Origin of the sequence: Biformimicrobium ophioploci (assembly GCF_030270605.1) — a bacterium.
In the GTDB taxonomy this organism is placed as follows: domain Bacteria; phylum Pseudomonadota; class Gammaproteobacteria; order Pseudomonadales; family Cellvibrionaceae; genus Biformimicrobium; species Biformimicrobium ophioploci.
On record NZ_BSYJ01000007.1, the window covers coordinates 42951 to 58182 of the forward strand.

Consider the following 15232-nt stretch of genomic DNA (forward strand, 5'->3'; position numbering starts at 1 on the left):
TTGACAAACAATCAACGGTGGGCATAATGTCGCGTCCCTGAAGGGGCCCCCTCCATTCCGTTGGCCAGGTCGGCGCAAGCCGCAAGTGTCGGCCCGGGGCAGCCAAAACAGTTTTAGACAGATTTTGAGAGATTCTTACAGGAGCATACGGTGGCTAACTCACCTCAAGCGAAGAAACGCGCACGCCAGAACGAAAAGCGTCGCAACCACAACGCCAGCCTGCGCTCCATGGTGCGCACCTACATCAAAAAGGTAGTTGCAGCCATTGATGCAGGTAACGCAGACAACGCCAAGGCAGCTTACGCAGAAGCAGTCCCGGTCATCGACCGCATGGCGGATAAAGGCATTATTCACAAGAACAAGGCAGCCCGTCACAAGAGCCGCCTGAATGCCAAGATCAAGGCGATGAGCGCAGCCTAAGGCTCGCCCAGACCCACAAAAAAACCGGCCTGGCGCCGGTTTTTTTGTGCCCGGGATTTACCACCGAAGGTCTAGACTGGTAGTAATTTCAGGGGAAGAAATATGATGAAGTACTGCGCTGTCATCGCCACGGTAACGCTGCTGCAGGCCTGCGCCATGAACGGCGACAAACCCATCCGGGCCGACCGTGAACTACTGGTCTGCCACAACGGCAGCACCATCGAGATCCGGGATGAAAATGTCGACGCATACCTGGCCAAAGGCGCATACCGGGGTCGCTGTGAGAGTGACCCGCAGGAGATGAAAGCCGCAGCAGCGCGCGAGGTCGGTCACCTCACCATCTGCCACCAGGGCGAAACCATGAACGTAGCCTATGACAAGGCAGAGGAGCTGCTAGCCCAGGGCGCAGACAGGGGTGCCTGCGTCGGCAACGGCTTTTAACCGCCCTGGCTCTCGGCGGCCCGGGCGTAACGCTCCCTGAAGGCCACGGGGGTCATACCCGTGCTGCGCTTGAACGCCCGGTAGAAAGGGCTCGGCTCGGAAAAACCGGTGCGATAGACGATCTCCTCAATACCGAGGGCCGAGTCCAGCAACAACTCCTTGGCCAGACTGATCCGGTAGCCGGACACCAGCTGGCTGAAGCCGGCCCCCACATCCGCCAGGTCCTGGCGCAGGCGCGCCGGGCTGATTCCTACCCGGGCGGCAACCCCTTCCAGGTTGACCTCACCGCTTTCCAGCAGGTCCGCGATAATCGCCTCGACCCGGATCACCAGGTCCCGCTTTTTCAGGGTGCGCAGCTGCTTTTCCATCAGCGATTCGTGCAGCGCCTGCACCTTGGGCTCCGCGTGCATGCAGCGCACCGCGCATACCGACTGTTCGAACTCGATGTAGTTGGATGCCTGGCCCAGCACCGCCGGCACACCGAAAAACGCCTCGCGCTGCTGCGCACCGCACGCGTCAGTGTGCACGAAGCCGACCGATGCCAGCTGAAACTCGCCGAAGGTGACGTGACGAAAGAAGCGCACCAGGCACACTGCGGTGAGCTCAGTGGAGTGCCTGAGTGATACGGAGCCGGGCAGGTTGTACCCGAATTCCAGCCGCACCCGGCCGTTGGCGGGCGGCAGCAGCTGCGAGGAAAAACTGCTGCTCAGCAGGCGGCAGTAACGGGTGAAGCGCTGCATCGCAGCACCGAAGTTCTCACTGCTCAGGAACAGGTATTCGAGCGCGAGGCCACCGAACGCCGGCATGGCCTGGCCCAGACTGAGGCCGATATTCGGGTCCCCGGTGACTTCCGCACAGACCTTGAGCAGCTGGTCACTGTCATTTTCAGGCAGCCGCAGGATGGTGCGCTCGCCACCCAGTGCGGCCGGATCCAGCCCGACACGACGCACGATTTCATCCACATCGGCGCCACTGCGCTCGAGGCCGATAAACAGGCGTTGCATGATCTCTGTGGCGAAATCCCACTGGTACATGGCGTTATTCTTGATCCTGACTGCAGGTCATTACGGGCACTGCCCCGATTGTACCCGCCGAACTACCGCTGGCAATATGACCATATGCGCCCGCCCGGTCAGCAGCAGGCGGGTAGCTCACACCAGCGCCAGGTTATCGCGATGGATCACCTCGTCGTCATCGCGGTAGCCCAGTAATTCCTCAAAGCGGCTGCTGGGCTGGCCGAGAATGCGGCGCAACTCGTCGGCGGGATAGTTCACCAGCCCGCGCGCGATCTCGCCCCCTTCGGGTGAGCGGCAGATCACCGGGTCGCCACGCTGGAAATCCCCCTCCAGTGAGGTAATGCCCACGGCCAGCAGGCTGCTGCCCGCTTCCAGCAGTGCGCGCGCCGCACCGGCATCGAGCCGCAGTTCGCCGCGCGGCTGCAACTGCCCGGCCAACCAGCGCTTGCGCGCGGTGGCCCGCCCGGCCTCCGGCAGCAGCAGGGTACCCACCGCTTCCCCGCTACAGGCACGACGGATGACATCCGCTTCGGTTCCGCCGGCAATGATGGTACTGGCACCAGAGCGCGCCGCCAGCGCCGCCGCGCTGACCTTGGTCTGCATGCCCCCGCGGCCGAGGCCGCTGCGCGAACCGCCGGCAATGGCCGCCAGGCGCGGGTCACAGGCGCGGCCGCAGGAAACCAGCTGGGCATCCGGGTTATCGCGGGGGTCTTCACTGAACAGGCCCGGGGTGTCGGTAAGGATCAACAGGCCATCGGCCTCCACCAGATTGGCCACGAGCGCGGCCAGGGTATCGTTGTCACCGAAGCGGATTTCATCGGTAACCACGGTGTCATTCTCATTGATGATCGGCACCACGCCCAGCTGCAACAGCGCGCGCAGGGTGCTGCGCGCATTGAGGTAGCGGCGCCGGTTGGAAAGGTCGTCGTGGTCGAGCAGCACCTGTGCACTGGTGCCCCCCAGTGCGCGGAAGCACTCCTCGTAAAGTTGTACCAGCAGGCTCTGGCCAACGGCTGCGGCAGCCTGCAGCTGGTGAATGGAATCGGGGCGGCGCGTCCAACCGAGGCGGTCCATTCCGGCGGCCACGGCACCAGAGCTGACCAGCAACACCTCGGCACCGGACTCCCGCAGCTGGTGAATCTGGCGTACCCATTCGGCGATGCCATCGCGATCCACACCGCGGCCGTTATTGGTCAGCAGGGCGCTGCCAATCTTGACCACCCAGCGCTGCGCGCGCCCGGCCAGGGCCGCGCGCGCCTCGCTTGCCTGCTCCCCTTCAAGCAACCACTCTGTCACTGCAAACTCCCTTTACAACAGCTGTCTTATTCTACGCCGGCGATTGTCTCTCGCCGTACGAATCGCTCACACCCTGGCGCACGTAGCCAGGTACTTATTGGCGGTATTCGATCTCCACATCGTGGTCATCGTCATCCCAATCGTCATCGTCGTCCTGTTCCTTGGCGGCCTTGCGCTTGCGGCGCTGCTCTTCGCGCAGGCTGTCGATACGCTCGCGCCCCTCGCGCTGCATTGCGCGCTGCGATTCCAGTTCTGCCTCGGCCAGCTCCGGATCGGCCTCTTCCTCTGCCCAGCGCTCTTCCAGGTAATCCTGCAACATGCCCGCCAGTTCATCGGTACCCTGCTTGCTGATCGCAGCGACGCGGAATACCGGGCCTTCCCAGCCCAGCGCCTCGACCACGGCGTTGCAACGCGCTTCCAGCTCCGCCGCCGGCACCAGGTCGGTCTTGTTCAGCACCAGCCAGCGCTCGCGCTTGGCCAGGGTCGGGCTGAAGACGCTCAGTTCGTTTTCAATGATACGCGCATTCTCGGCCGGGTCACTGCCGTCAAACGGCGCCAGGTCCACCAGGTGCAACAGCACCCGGCAGCGGGTCAGGTGCTTGAGGAAGCGGATCCCGAGGCCCGCACCTTCCGCGGCACCCTCGATGAGGCCCGGGATATCGGCAATGACGAAGCTGCGGTGCTTCTGTACCTGCACCACCCCCAGGTTCGGCACCAGGGTGGTGAACGGGTAATTCGCCACCTTCGGCTTTGCGGCCGATACCGCGCGGATAAACGTGGACTTGCCCGCATTTGGCAGGCCCAGCATGCCCACGTCCGCCAGCACTTTCAGCTCCAGCTTGAGCGCGCGCTGCTCGCCCTCGGTACCCGGGGTGGTCTGGCGCGGCGCCCGGTTGGTACTGGACTTGAAACGGGTATTGCCGAGGCCGTGAAAACCGCCCTGCGCCACCAGCAGTTTCTGCCCTGCCTCGGTCATGTCACCGAGGGTCTCACCGGTGTCCGCATCGATCACGGTGGTGCCCACCGGAACCGGCAGCTCCAGGTCATCACCCTTGGCGCCAGTGCAGTTACTGCCGCGGCCGGCCTCGCCGTTTTGCGCGCGGTAGCGCGGCTGGAAACGGTAGTCGATCAGGGTATTGAGGGCGTCGTCGGCCACCAGGTACACGGAGCCACCGTCACCGCCGTCGCCGCCATCGGGGCCACCCTTGGCAATAAATTTCTCCCGGCGAAAGCTCAGGCAGCCCTTGCCGCCATTACCGGCGGACACGTGGATCGGGGCTTCATCGACAAATTTCACTTTTCTCTCCAGGGGTTGGGGGCCGCCGCCAGGGGTTGGGGGCCGCAAGGGTTCACCGGCGGCACCGGAAGGCCTGTTCAAAACTGCCTGCCGGCTACCTTTGGTAACCAAAATTTAGGAAGCCTCACGGCAAATGTTTTGAAAAGGCTTCCTGAGCCCCCGTGAACAGACGCCTGTACAGGAGCAACGTTAATGTGCCACCAGGGCTTTCACCCTCCCGGCAATACCAACAAAAAAGCCCCGCAGAGCGGGGCTTTTCGGCTGTTTCGAAAAACAGACTTTGACCGCTTAGGCAGTCTCGATAGAGACGTACTTGCGATTGTTCGGGCCCTTGACCTCGAACTTCACAACACCGTCCGCAGTTGCGAACAGGGTGTGGTCCTTGCCGATGCCAACATTGGTGCCCGCGTGGAACTTGGTGCCACGCTGACGCACGATGATGTTGCCCGCCAGGACTGCCTGACCGCCAAAACGCTTGACGCCAAGACGCTTACTTTCGGAATCGCGGCCGTTCCGGGTACTACCGCCAGCTTTTTTGTGAGCCATGAGTCGTTACTCCTTAATTATGCCTTGATACCAGTAATCTTAACTTCGGTGTACCACTGACGGTGACCCTGACGCTTCATGGAGTGCTTGCGACGGCGGAACTTGATGATCTTCACCTTTTCGCCGCGGCCGTGGCTCACGATTTCAGCGGTAACCTTGGCACCATCTACAACCGGCGCACCGATCTGGATGGACTCACCATTCACAACCATGTAGACCTTATCGAACTCGATGGTCTCGCCGGTTGCGGCTTCGATTTTTTCCAGTTTGAGGACTTCGCCCTCTTCTACGCGGTGCTGCTTACCACCGCTTTCAATTACAGCGTACATATCTGCTCCAGATAAGTGGACGACACGAAGCAGCGACCTTGCGGTTGCATTTCGGGAGCTTGCGCCGTGTGCTCAAAAATCATCCCCAAATTCGGGGGCGCAAAGTTTAATCAATCCCGCTGGTGAACACAAGCGCCGTGCGGTTGACTTCACACCGGCCGCCACCTAGCATCTTCGCCTTTATATACGTCGGTGGCATTTTACACGCCACCCAACCCCGGGGACCCCGTTATGCTGCCTTTCCACCAGGCCGCCGCCGAAGACTTCAAGGCAGTCAACCAGCTGATTATCGAGCAGCTGCACTCCGATGTGCCCCTGGTAGAGAATATCGGGCACTACCTGGTCGAGGCCGGTGGCAAGCGCCTGCGCCCGCTGCTGGTGCTGCTCTGCGCACAGGCGGCCGGTTACCAGGGCCGCACCCACATCAACCTGGCCGCCATTATCGAGTTCATCCACACCGCGACCCTGCTGCACGATGACGTGGTGGACACCTCCGAACTGCGCCGCGGCCGCCTGACCGCCAATGCCAAATGGGGCAATGCCCCCAGCGTGCTGGTAGGAGACTTCCTCTATTCCCGCGCCTTCCAGATGATGGTGGGCATCGGCGACATGGACATCATGTCGATCCTGTCCGACACCACAAACACCATTGCCGAGGGCGAGGTGCAGCAGCTGGTCAACGCCGGCGACCCGAACGTCAGCGAGGAAAACTACCTGACGGTGATCCACAAGAAGACCGGAGCCCTGTTCGAGGCCGCCTGTGAGACTGCCGCAGTCCTGGCCGGCACCGACGCCGAGCAGCGCGCGGCCCTGCGCGCTTACGGCTATCACCTGGGACAGGCCTTCCAGCTGGTGGACGATGCCCTGGATTACCGCGGCAATGCGGAAGAGCTGGGCAAGAATGTCGGTGACGACCTGGCCGAGGGCAAGCCCACGCTGCCGCTGATCTATACCATGCGCCACGGCACCGAAGCGCAGGCTGCACTGGTGCGCAGCGCCATTGAAAACAGCGGCACCGACAAGCTGGGCGCAATACTGGAGGCGATCGAGGCCTGCGGTGCGATCGACTACACCCTGCAGATGGCGCGCACGCAGGCCGAAATGGCCTGCGAAAAACTCGAGTGGCTGCCTGCCGGCGTCTACAAGACTGCGCTGGAACAACTCGCCGAATACTCGGTGGCGCGCACTTTCTGACCGCAGGGCTGGCAAAAGCGCCGGTCGAACCGGCTGCCGTGTTGGGGCATAATTGCCTGCTCCAAGGGACCAGGCAAAAAGAACAACATGGCTGAACACGACTGCGGGCTCAGCGCCCGCATGGCATCCTTCCCGGCACTACAGCAGCACCGCCGCGACTGGCAACATGAACTCCGCACCCTGTTCAGGGACAGCGAGCGCAGCAACCGATTCTCGGTCAGCGCCCGCGACTGCGGCATCACCCTCGACTTCAGCAAGAACCACCTCGACGACGAAACCCTGCAACTGCTTGTCGGCTGCGCGCGCGAAGCCAGGCTGACGGATGCTGTACAGGATCTGTTGCGCGGCGAGCGGGTAAACAACACCGAAGACCGCCCCGCCCTGCATACCGCGCTGCGCTTCCAGGGCAAGCCGCAGACCGCGGAGGAGCATGCCGTTGCCGCCTGTCGCGAGCAGATGGCGGCGTTTGTGGAACGCGTGCGCAGCGGCGCCTGGACCGGCTTCAGTGGCAAGGCAATCACCGATGTAGTCAATATCGGTATCGGCGGCTCCGATCTGGGGCCGCGCATGGTGACCGAAGCCCTGCTGCCGCGCGAGCCACAACCGGTGCGCGTGCATTTCGTTGCCAATATCGACGGTGCCGACCTGGCCGACCTGCAGTGGCAACTGGATCCGGAAACCACGCTGTTCATCGTTGCCTCCAAGTCTTTCTCTACACTGGAAACCCGCGAGAACGCCCTTTCCGCGCGCGCCTGGACCCTCGCCGGTGGCTGCCCCGAGAACGCGCTGCACAAACACTTTGTCGCTTCCACTTCCAATATTCCGGCGGCGGTAGAGTTTGGCATCGCCGAGCAGAATATCTTCCCGCTGTGGGATTGGGTCGGCGGGCGCTACTCACTCTGGTCCGCGATCGGCCTCCCCATCGCCATGGCCTGCGGGTACGAGGTATTTGAACAGCTGCTGGCCGGCGCCCAGCGCATGGACGTCCACTTCGCCAGCGCCCCGCTGGAGCAAAACCTGCCCGCGCTACTCGCGCTGATTACCTTCTGGTACGCACAGTGCTGGGGTGCGCAAAGCCAGGTGATGCTGCCCTACGCACAGCGCCTGGAAAAACTGCCAGCCTGGCTGCAGCAGCTGGATATGGAAAGCCTTGGCAAGCACGTCACACGCAACGGCAAATCAGTGGATTATGTCACCGGCGTTGTCATCTGGGGCTCCGCCGGCACCAATGGCCAGCACTCCTTCCACCAGTTGCTGCACCAGGGCAAGTTGCTGGTGCCGGCCGACTTTGTCGCGGTGCGCAAGCCCATGTCCACGCTGACCCGCCAGCACAACTGGCTGCTGGCCAACTGCTTCAGCCAGAGCCGCGCCCTGATGGAAGGCCGCAGTGCCGGGGCAATAGAGGCAGAACTGCTGGCAAAAGGGATGGCCGCTGCAGAGGCCGCAGAACTGGCACAGCACAAGGCGGTGCCGGGCAATCGCCCGAGCAACACCATTCTGCTGGATGAACTGACCCCCGCCACTCTCGGCGCCTTGCTCGCACTCTACGAACACAAGGTGTTTGCGCTCGGCACCTTGCTCGGGATCAATCCGTTCGACCAGTGGGGCGTGGAACTGGGCAAACTGCTGGGCGAGGAAATTTTTACCGCGGCAAGCAGCGGCGAGCTGCCCGCGGGCTGGGACGCCTCCACGCGCAGCATGGTTGAGGCGTGCCTGCCGCCGGAAACAGAAAAGTCTACCGACCAGGCATGACCGATACATAGACCGCACAATCAGGGAAACATCCATGAAAAAAGGAATTTGGGCGTGCGCACTCGGCGGCATGCTTGCGGTTTTCGCCGGTGCCACCTCCGCCTCGCCGGCGGCGGCCAAAAGCTCACTGAACATTATCCAGAAGCCCATCATTTTTGATGCCACCAGGGAACGGCTTTCACTCGAATACCTGAAAACCCGCTACGGGATCGAACGGGAAAAAGCGCAGATCGAACCGCGCATGGTGGTCGCACACTGGACTGCGATCCCGACGCTGGAAGCCTCGTTCAACGCGATGAATCCTGTCGAGTTGCCCGGGTTCAGGACTGCCATCGGATCCGCCAGCGCACTGAATGTTTCCGCGCACTACCTGATCGACCAGGACGGCACTATCTACCAGCTGCTACCCAACACCACCTTCGCGCGTCATGTCATTGGGCTGAACCACACCGCCATCGGCATCGAGAACGTCGGCAATGGCACGGACCAGCCGCTGACCGAGGCGCAGCTTGAAGCCAATATCAATCTCATAAGGAAGCTGGGGCACGAATTCCCGATCGAGTACGTGATCGGCCACCATGAATACACGAAGTTTGTCGATCACCCGCTGTTTATGGAAATCGATAACAATTACCGCACGGAAAAATCCGATCCCGGTGATGCCTTCATGAATAAGCTGCGTGCCGGGCTCGGCGAGCTGAACCTGAAGCCGGTACCGCAGGGCTAGCGGCACCAAGAGAACCTTATTAAAAAACAAAGGCGCCGTGAGGCGCCTTTGTTTTTTGCTTGTGAACGCTCTGCAATTAGCCGCGAATCAGCGCCATCAGCTCCTCGGTTTTCTCCCGCATCAGCTGCTCGTCACCACGGGATTCCACGTTCAGGCGCACCACCGGTTCGGTATTGGACATACGCAGGTTGAAACGCCACTCCGCATACTCGACGCTGAGGCCGTCAACTTTTTCGACTTTGAGGGCATCGCTACCGTAGACCTGCTCGGCTTTTTCCAGCAGTGCAGCCGCGTCAGCGACCCGAGAATTGATCTCACCGCTGCAGGGGAACGCCGCCATACGCTCGGACACCAGCTCTGAAAGCGGCTTGCCGGAGCGGCAAACCAGCTCTGCCACCAGCAGCCACGGGATCATGCCGCTATCGCAGTAGGCAAAGTCACGGAAATAGTGGTGCGCACTCATTTCACCGCCGTATACGGCGTCTTCCGCGCGCATACGCTCCTTGATAAACGCGTGTCCGGTCTTGCTCTGGATGGCTTCGCCACCGGCCTGCTCGACGATCGCACGGGTATTCCAGGTCAGGCGCGGGTCGTGCACCACCTTGGCGCCGGTGTGTTTCTGCAGGAAGGCCGCCGCCAGCAGGCCGACGACATAATAGCCCTCGATAAAGTTGCCGTTCTCATCGAAGAAAAAGCAGCGATCGAAGTCACCATCCCAGGCGATACCCATGTCCGCCTTGTTGGCCACCACGGCTTCTGCGGTTGCGGAGCGGTTTTCCGGCAGCAACGGGTTCGGGATACCGTTCGGGAAATTGCCGTCGGGGTTATGGTGCACCTTGATGAATTCATAAGGCAGCTGCTGCTCCAGCGCATCCACGACCAGGCCTGCGCCGCCGTTACCGGCATTGACCACCAGCTTGAGCGGCTTCAATGCGGCGGTGTCGGTGTAGCCCAGCAGGTGCTGGACGAAATCCGGGCGGAAATCGACGGACTCGAGGGTGCCGCGACGCACCGGCTGGCGGAAGTCGCCGCTCTCCGCCAGGGCCTGGATATCCTTGAGGCCGGTATCGCCACTGATGGGCTTGCTGCCGGCACGCACAAATTTCATGCCGTTGTAATCCATCGGGTTGTGGCTCGCGGTGACACAGATGCCGCCGTCGAACTGCCCGTGGAAGGTGGCAAAATAGACTTCTTCAGTACCGCAGGTGCCGATATGGGTCACATCGGTACCGGAATCCCGCAACCCCTCTACCAGGGCGTCAGTCAGTTCCGGGCTGGTCAGGCGGATATCGTGGCCGACCACGACCCGGCCGGCTTCCAGGAACTGCGCAAAGGCGCGGCCCACACGGTAGGCGACATCGGTATTGAGTTCATCGGGCACGCGGCCGCGCAGATCGTAGGCCTTGAAACAGGTAAGTTGAGACATGGAAACCTTCTACTTCGGGTTTTTGACGACGGCGCACACTCCGGCGCGCCCGGCGAGGCGACTATTGTGCCCAAAACCTCGCTACTAAGCCATTGCGAGACTATTACCATCTATGAAGTAACACACCCATGACGCGAAAGGCGCGAGTGTTGTGACCGGGGCGTTAAGGCGCGAATTCTCTCATTTTGAAATTGGCCAGAGTTATGGCCAATATGGCCGCAATTGGCGAAATTGCCAGTGCCCGCTAGACAGCCCTCCCGCACGGCTTAGAATCCCGATCAACTATTTTTATCCTGATATACCCGCAATTTGGTGACCACATGAACTCTTTTGTTCCCAAGGAAAGCTACACCTACGAAGAGCTGCTCGCCAGCTCCCGCGGCGAGCTTTTCGGTCCTGGCAATGCCCAGCTCCCCGCACCCAACATGCTGATGCTAGATCGCATCACCAAGATCGAGTCCGAGGGTGGCAAGTACGGCAAGGGCCTGCTCACCGCCGAACTGGATATCCGCCCGGATCTCTGGTTCTTCGACTGTCACTTTCCCGGCGACCCGGTGATGCCGGGCTGTCTCGGCCTGGACGCCATGTGGCAGCTGCTCGGCTTCTTCCTGTGCTGGCGCGGCAACCCGGGCCGCGGACGCGCACTGGGTTGCGGCGAAGTGAAGTTCACTGGCCAGATCCTGCCGACCGCGAAGAAGGTGACCTACCGCATCGACATGTCCCGCGTGATTGAGCGCAAGCTGGTGATGGGCATTGGCGACGGCAGCGTTTGCGTCGATGGCCGCGAGATCTATACCGCGAAAGACCTGAAAGTCGGCCTGTTCACCCGCACCGACAATTTTTAAGCGCTCAACTGATAACTGGAGAACTCTATGCGCCGCGTCGTTATTACCGGAATGGGCGTTACCTCGTGTATCGGCAACTCCAAGGAAGAGGTCCTGACCTCCCTGCGCGAGGGCCGCAGCGGCATTCGCGAGATTCCTGAGTACAAGGAGATCGGTCTGCGCAGCCACATCGGTGGCGAAGTCGATATCGACTTCAAGGACCACATCGATCGCAAGGCCCTGCGCTTTATGGGCCCCTCGGCGGCCTATGCGTATATCTCCATGCAGCAGGCAATCGAGGACTCGGGCCTGGAGGAAAAGGACGTATCCAACCCGCGCACCGGCCTTGTCATGGGCTCCGGCGGTACCTCCACTGCGGCCATTATCGATGCCGCCAATGTGCTGAAGGAAAAGGGCGTGCGCCGCGTTGGTCCGTACCGCGTGCCGCAGGTCATGGGCAGCACCGTGTCTGCCTGTCTGGCCACCCCGTTCAAGATCAAGGGCGTGAACTACAGTATCTCCTCCGCCTGCGCCACCAGCGCGCACTGCATCGGCAACGGCGCCGAGCTCATCCAGATGGGCAAGCAGGACATCGTGTTCGCCGGCGGCGGTGAAGAACTGGCCTGGAGCCTCACCCACCTGTTCGACGCCATGGGCGCGCTGTCGACCAAGCGCAACGACAACCCGGCAACGGCATCCCGCCCGTATGACGCCGACCGCGATGGCTTTGTCATTGCCGGTGGCGGCGGCTGCCTGGTACTGGAGGAATACGAACACGCCGTGGCGCGCGGCGCCAAGATCTATGCGGAACTGACCGGCTACGGCGCCACGTCCGATGGCTACGACATGGTGGCCCCCTCCGGCGAAGGCGCCCAGCGCTGCATGGAACAGGCGCTAGCGGGCCTGGAAGGCTCTGTGGACTACATCAATACGCACGGCACCTCGACCCCGGTGGGCGACGTGGCCGAGCTCAAGGCGCTGCAGAGCGTGTTTGGCGACAAGGTGCCGGCCTTTGCCTCCACCAAGTCCCTGACCGGACACAGCCTTGGCGCCGCGGGTGTACACGAGGCCATCTACACGCTGCTGATGATGGAAAACGACTTCATCGCCGCCTCCGCCAACGTCGAGACTGTCGACGAAGCGGCTGCGGGCCTCGACCTGGTGACAGAGCGCCGCGACAACATCAAGGTCAAGCGCGCGCTGTCCAACAGCTTCGGTTTCGGCGGCACCAACGCCAGCCTGGTATTCGACAAGATCTAGGCCACCGCGCAATCCGCATGGCGGCTCCCGCCGCCATGCGCCCCTCCTTCCCCTTCCTGCTCCCTTCCGCGCGAAACCCGTCTATAACATTCGGGATGCGTATACAAAAACGAGACCTCCCCCAGAAAACCTGCCCCGCGTGCGGACGACCCTTTACCTGGCGCAAACGCTGGCGCAACCAGTGGCACTCCGTCATCTATTGCTCGGAACGCTGCCGGCGGCAGAGACGCAAGGCGGCCAGCGAGGGCACCCCCAATGGCAGCTAAGGCCGATACCCTGCGCCTGATTCTCGGCGACCAGCTCAACCCGAAGCATTCCTGGTTCAATCGCAAGGACCCGCGGGTGGTGTATGTGATCGCCGAGCTGCACGAGGAGGCCACCTATGTCCGCCACCACGTACAGAAGCTCTGCGCCTTCTTCGCCGCCATGGCGGACTTCGCCGCACACCTGCGCGAGGCCGGGCACAGGGTCGAGTACCTGACACTGGATGAATCCTGTAAACACCCGAGCCTCGAAAAACTGCTCAAGGCACTGTGCAAGCAATACGGCGTGGACCGGTTCGAGTACCAGCGCCCCGACGAGTACCGCCTGCTGCAGGTATTGCGCGAGCTGAAGATGGGCAGCAGCATCGAGGTGGCCGAAACCGATTCGGAACATTTCCTGCTGCCATGGGACGAGATCCCGGAGCAGTTCAGTCGCGGCAAGCACAGGACCATGGAGGCGTTTTACCGGCATATGCGCCGGCGCTTCCAAATTCTCATGGACGGCGACGAGCCGAGCGGTGGGCGCTGGAATTTCGATGCAGAAAACCGCAACAAGCTGCCACCGGAACAGTTTGCGCATATCCCCGAGCCGCTGGTTTTTGCCAACCCCGTTGCCGACTATCTCGAACGCATCGAGCGTCACAAGATTGCCACCATCGGCACGCCTTCGGACACCTCCATCTGGCCGCACGAGCGTCGCCAGGCGCTGCGTCTGCTCCGGTTTTTCTGCCAGCATTGCCTGGCCTTTTTTGGCCAGTTCCAGGATTCCATGTCCGGCAAGGCGCCACACGCATGGAGCCTGTATCACTCGCGCATCTCCTTCGCGCTCAACAGCAAGATGATTTCACCCGGCGAGGTGATCGACGCGGCGCTCGCTACCTACGAAGCGCCCGACAGCGGGGTCGAACTTGCGCAGATAGAGGGCTTCGTGCGCCAGATCCTGGGCTGGCGGGAATATGTGCGCGGCATCTATTGGGCCAATATGCCCGGCTATGCCCGCGCCAACAGCCTCGGCGCAAGACGTGCACTGCCAGACTACTTCTGGAGCGCTGAGACGCGGATGCACTGCATGGCGGCGGCGATCCGCCAGTCCCTGGACTACGCCTATGCGCACCACATCCAGCGCCTGATGGTCACCGGCAACTTTTGCCTGCTGGCAGGCATAGAGCCGAAACAGGTAGACGCCTGGTACCTGGGTATCTACATCGACGCGATCGAATGGGTCGAGCTTCCGAACACCCGGGGCATGAGCCAGTTTGCGGACGGCGGCATCATCGCCACCAAGCCCTATGCTGCCAGCGGCCAGTACATAGACCGCATGAGTGACTATTGCGGGGATTGCCATTACCAGGTCAAGCACCGCACCGAGGACGACGCCTGCCCGTTCAACAGCCTGTACTGGGACTTTATGATCCGGCACCGGGAGAATTTCGAGAAAAACCCGCGTATCGGCATGATTTACCGAAACTGGGACAAGATGGAGGAAGACAGGCAGGCGGACCTGCTCAAGCGTGCGCAGTGGTGCAAGCGCAACCTGAAAAAGCTCTAGTGCTGCGTCGGGTTTTCTGAGGTCTGCGCGCCAAGTTTTTCCAGCCACACTTCCACCAGGCGATTCAGGCCTTCGCGCCAGCTGCGCGGCTGGATGCCGAAACTGTAGCGCAGGTGTCGGGTGGCAAGGACAGCGCTGCGGCGCTCACCGTTGCCGGGTTCCAGTACCGGCTCAGCCACATCCTCACGCAACGAACGGGCCCGCTCGAAAACCTCTCCGGCAAATGCCGCCTCGGTACAGGTATCGGAGGCGCCGCACTGAAACAGCATCGGCTGTGGCGTGGCACCGGCACTGAACTGTAGCAGTATTGCCTGTACCACCCGCGCCACCGTGCGACAGGTGACCGGGTTGCCCTCTGCGCGGTCGTCCAGTTGCAGTGCCTTGCCCTCATCGACCGCAGCCAGCACACGCCCGAGCAGCGCCGCGGGGGAGATGTCCATCACCCAGGGAAGGCGCAGCACTGCGCAGTGCGGTTTTTCTGCAAGCGCTTCCTCACAGGCCAGCCACTGGCTGCCAGTGGCGTCCAGCGGCGCGGGCGCATCCTGCTCCGAGAACTCGCGTCGCTTGCCACCCCCAAATACCTGATACGACGACAGGTGCAGAACTAGCTCCAGTTCCGCGCCTGCCAGTAACCCGGCAGCACGGACCGCACGCTCGTCCGGTGCTTCGCCGGCATAAGCGCTGGCATTGACCACCATCAGGGGGTTATCGGGAGTGACAGATGCAGGGTTGTCGAGCAGTTGGTCGACACTGAGGACGCGACAGGCGAAACCCGCGCCCTCCAGGGCGCGAACCAGCTCCTGGTCGAGGACGGTGCCGCTCTCGACCAGCAGGGTATCGGGTTTGTGACTGGGATTCAGGATAGACAAGGATTACCGGGCCACATCCAGGT

General features: G+C 61.9%; 16 protein-coding genes. 9 read left to right on the plus strand and 7 right to left on the minus strand.

Annotated elements, in window-relative coordinates; genetic code table 11:
- Positions 1-150: 150 nt before the first annotated feature.
- Positions 151-420, plus strand: coding sequence for a 30S ribosomal protein S20 (gene rpsT / locus QSJ80_RS14580; RefSeq protein ID WP_285765208.1), 270 nt, complete (start codon positions 151-153; stop codon positions 418-420).
- 102 nt (positions 421-522) lie between these two features.
- A complete protein-coding gene (locus QSJ80_RS14585; RefSeq protein WP_285765209.1) occupies positions 523-861 on the plus strand; it encodes a hypothetical protein in 339 nt (112 codons plus the stop codon).
- On the opposite strand, the gene QSJ80_RS14590 is transcribed toward QSJ80_RS14585, so the two are convergent.
- From QSJ80_RS14590 to rplU, 5 genes are all read right to left on the minus strand, one after another.
- The gene (locus tag QSJ80_RS14590) at positions 858-1895 is read right to left on the minus strand and encodes a helix-turn-helix domain-containing protein (protein WP_285765210.1); all 1038 of its coding nucleotides are present in this window, start codon (positions 1893-1895) and stop codon (positions 858-860) included. The two genes, QSJ80_RS14585 and QSJ80_RS14590, sit on opposite strands and share 4 nt — an antisense overlap.
- A gap of 117 nt (positions 1896-2012) precedes the next feature.
- Positions 2013-3173: a glutamate 5-kinase gene (proB, locus tag QSJ80_RS14595; RefSeq protein WP_285765211.1), complete on the minus strand. Its 1161-nt coding sequence runs from the start codon at positions 3171-3173 to the stop codon at positions 2013-2015.
- 94 nt (positions 3174-3267) lie between these two features.
- On the minus strand, positions 3268-4470 hold the full coding sequence (gene cgtA, locus QSJ80_RS14600; RefSeq protein WP_285765212.1) for an Obg family GTPase CgtA: 1203 nt from the start codon (positions 4468-4470) through the stop codon (positions 3268-3270).
- A gap of 288 nt (positions 4471-4758) precedes the next feature.
- Positions 4759-5016, minus strand: a complete 258-nt coding sequence (gene rpmA, locus QSJ80_RS14605) for a 50S ribosomal protein L27 (RefSeq protein WP_285765213.1) — start codon at positions 5014-5016, stop codon at positions 4759-4761.
- 17 nt (positions 5017-5033) lie between these two features.
- A complete protein-coding gene (gene rplU, locus QSJ80_RS14610) occupies positions 5034-5345 on the minus strand; it encodes a 50S ribosomal protein L21 (protein WP_285765214.1) in 312 nt (103 codons plus the stop codon).
- Between the two features lie 231 nt (positions 5346-5576).
- Here rplU and QSJ80_RS14615 point away from each other — a divergent pair, with 231 nt between their 5' ends.
- The 3 genes from QSJ80_RS14615 to QSJ80_RS14625 all read left to right on the plus strand — a co-directional run bounded on the left by QSJ80_RS14615 (position 5577) and on the right by QSJ80_RS14625 (position 9018).
- Complete coding sequence (locus tag QSJ80_RS14615; protein ID WP_285765215.1) at positions 5577-6539, plus strand: polyprenyl synthetase family protein; 963 nt, start codon at positions 5577-5579, stop codon at positions 6537-6539.
- 87 nt (positions 6540-6626) lie between these two features.
- The gene (gene pgi, locus QSJ80_RS14620; protein ID WP_285765216.1) at positions 6627-8291 is read left to right on the plus strand and encodes a glucose-6-phosphate isomerase; all 1665 of its coding nucleotides are present in this window, start codon (positions 6627-6629) and stop codon (positions 8289-8291) included.
- 34 nt (positions 8292-8325) lie between these two features.
- Positions 8326-9018: a peptidoglycan recognition protein family protein gene (locus tag QSJ80_RS14625; protein WP_285765217.1), complete on the plus strand. Its 693-nt coding sequence runs from the start codon at positions 8326-8328 to the stop codon at positions 9016-9018.
- Between the two features lie 76 nt (positions 9019-9094).
- Here the strand turns inward: QSJ80_RS14625 and QSJ80_RS14630 are convergent, their stop codons facing one another.
- Positions 9095-10444, minus strand: a complete 1350-nt coding sequence (locus tag QSJ80_RS14630) for a phosphohexomutase domain-containing protein (protein ID WP_285765218.1) — start codon at positions 10442-10444, stop codon at positions 9095-9097.
- Positions 10445-10764: 320 nt separating this feature from the next.
- Between QSJ80_RS14630 and fabA the strand changes: the two genes are divergently transcribed.
- From fabA to QSJ80_RS14650, 4 genes are all read left to right on the plus strand, one after another.
- Entirely contained in the window at positions 10765-11289 is a 525-nt protein-coding gene (gene fabA, locus QSJ80_RS14635; RefSeq protein ID WP_285765219.1) for a 3-hydroxyacyl-[acyl-carrier-protein] dehydratase FabA, read from the plus strand.
- A 27-nt stretch (positions 11290-11316) separates the two neighbouring features.
- On the plus strand, positions 11317-12528 hold the full coding sequence (gene fabB / locus QSJ80_RS14640) for a beta-ketoacyl-ACP synthase I (protein ID WP_285765220.1): 1212 nt from the start codon (positions 11317-11319) through the stop codon (positions 12526-12528).
- A gap of 95 nt (positions 12529-12623) precedes the next feature.
- Entirely contained in the window at positions 12624-12794 is a 171-nt protein-coding gene (locus QSJ80_RS14645; protein ID WP_285765221.1) for a DUF2256 domain-containing protein, read from the plus strand.
- The gene (locus QSJ80_RS14650) at positions 12784-14340 is read left to right on the plus strand and encodes a cryptochrome/photolyase family protein (protein ID WP_285765222.1); all 1557 of its coding nucleotides are present in this window, start codon (positions 12784-12786) and stop codon (positions 14338-14340) included. Before QSJ80_RS14645 ends, QSJ80_RS14650 begins: the two co-directional genes overlap by 11 nt.
- Here the strand turns inward: QSJ80_RS14650 and QSJ80_RS14655 are convergent.
- Positions 14337-15209 (minus strand): sugar nucleotide-binding protein, encoded by an 873-nt coding sequence (locus QSJ80_RS14655; RefSeq protein WP_285765223.1) that lies wholly within the window; start codon positions 15207-15209, stop codon positions 14337-14339. The genes QSJ80_RS14650 and QSJ80_RS14655 overlap by 4 nt on opposite strands.
- Positions 15210-15232: the final 23 nt, after the last annotated feature.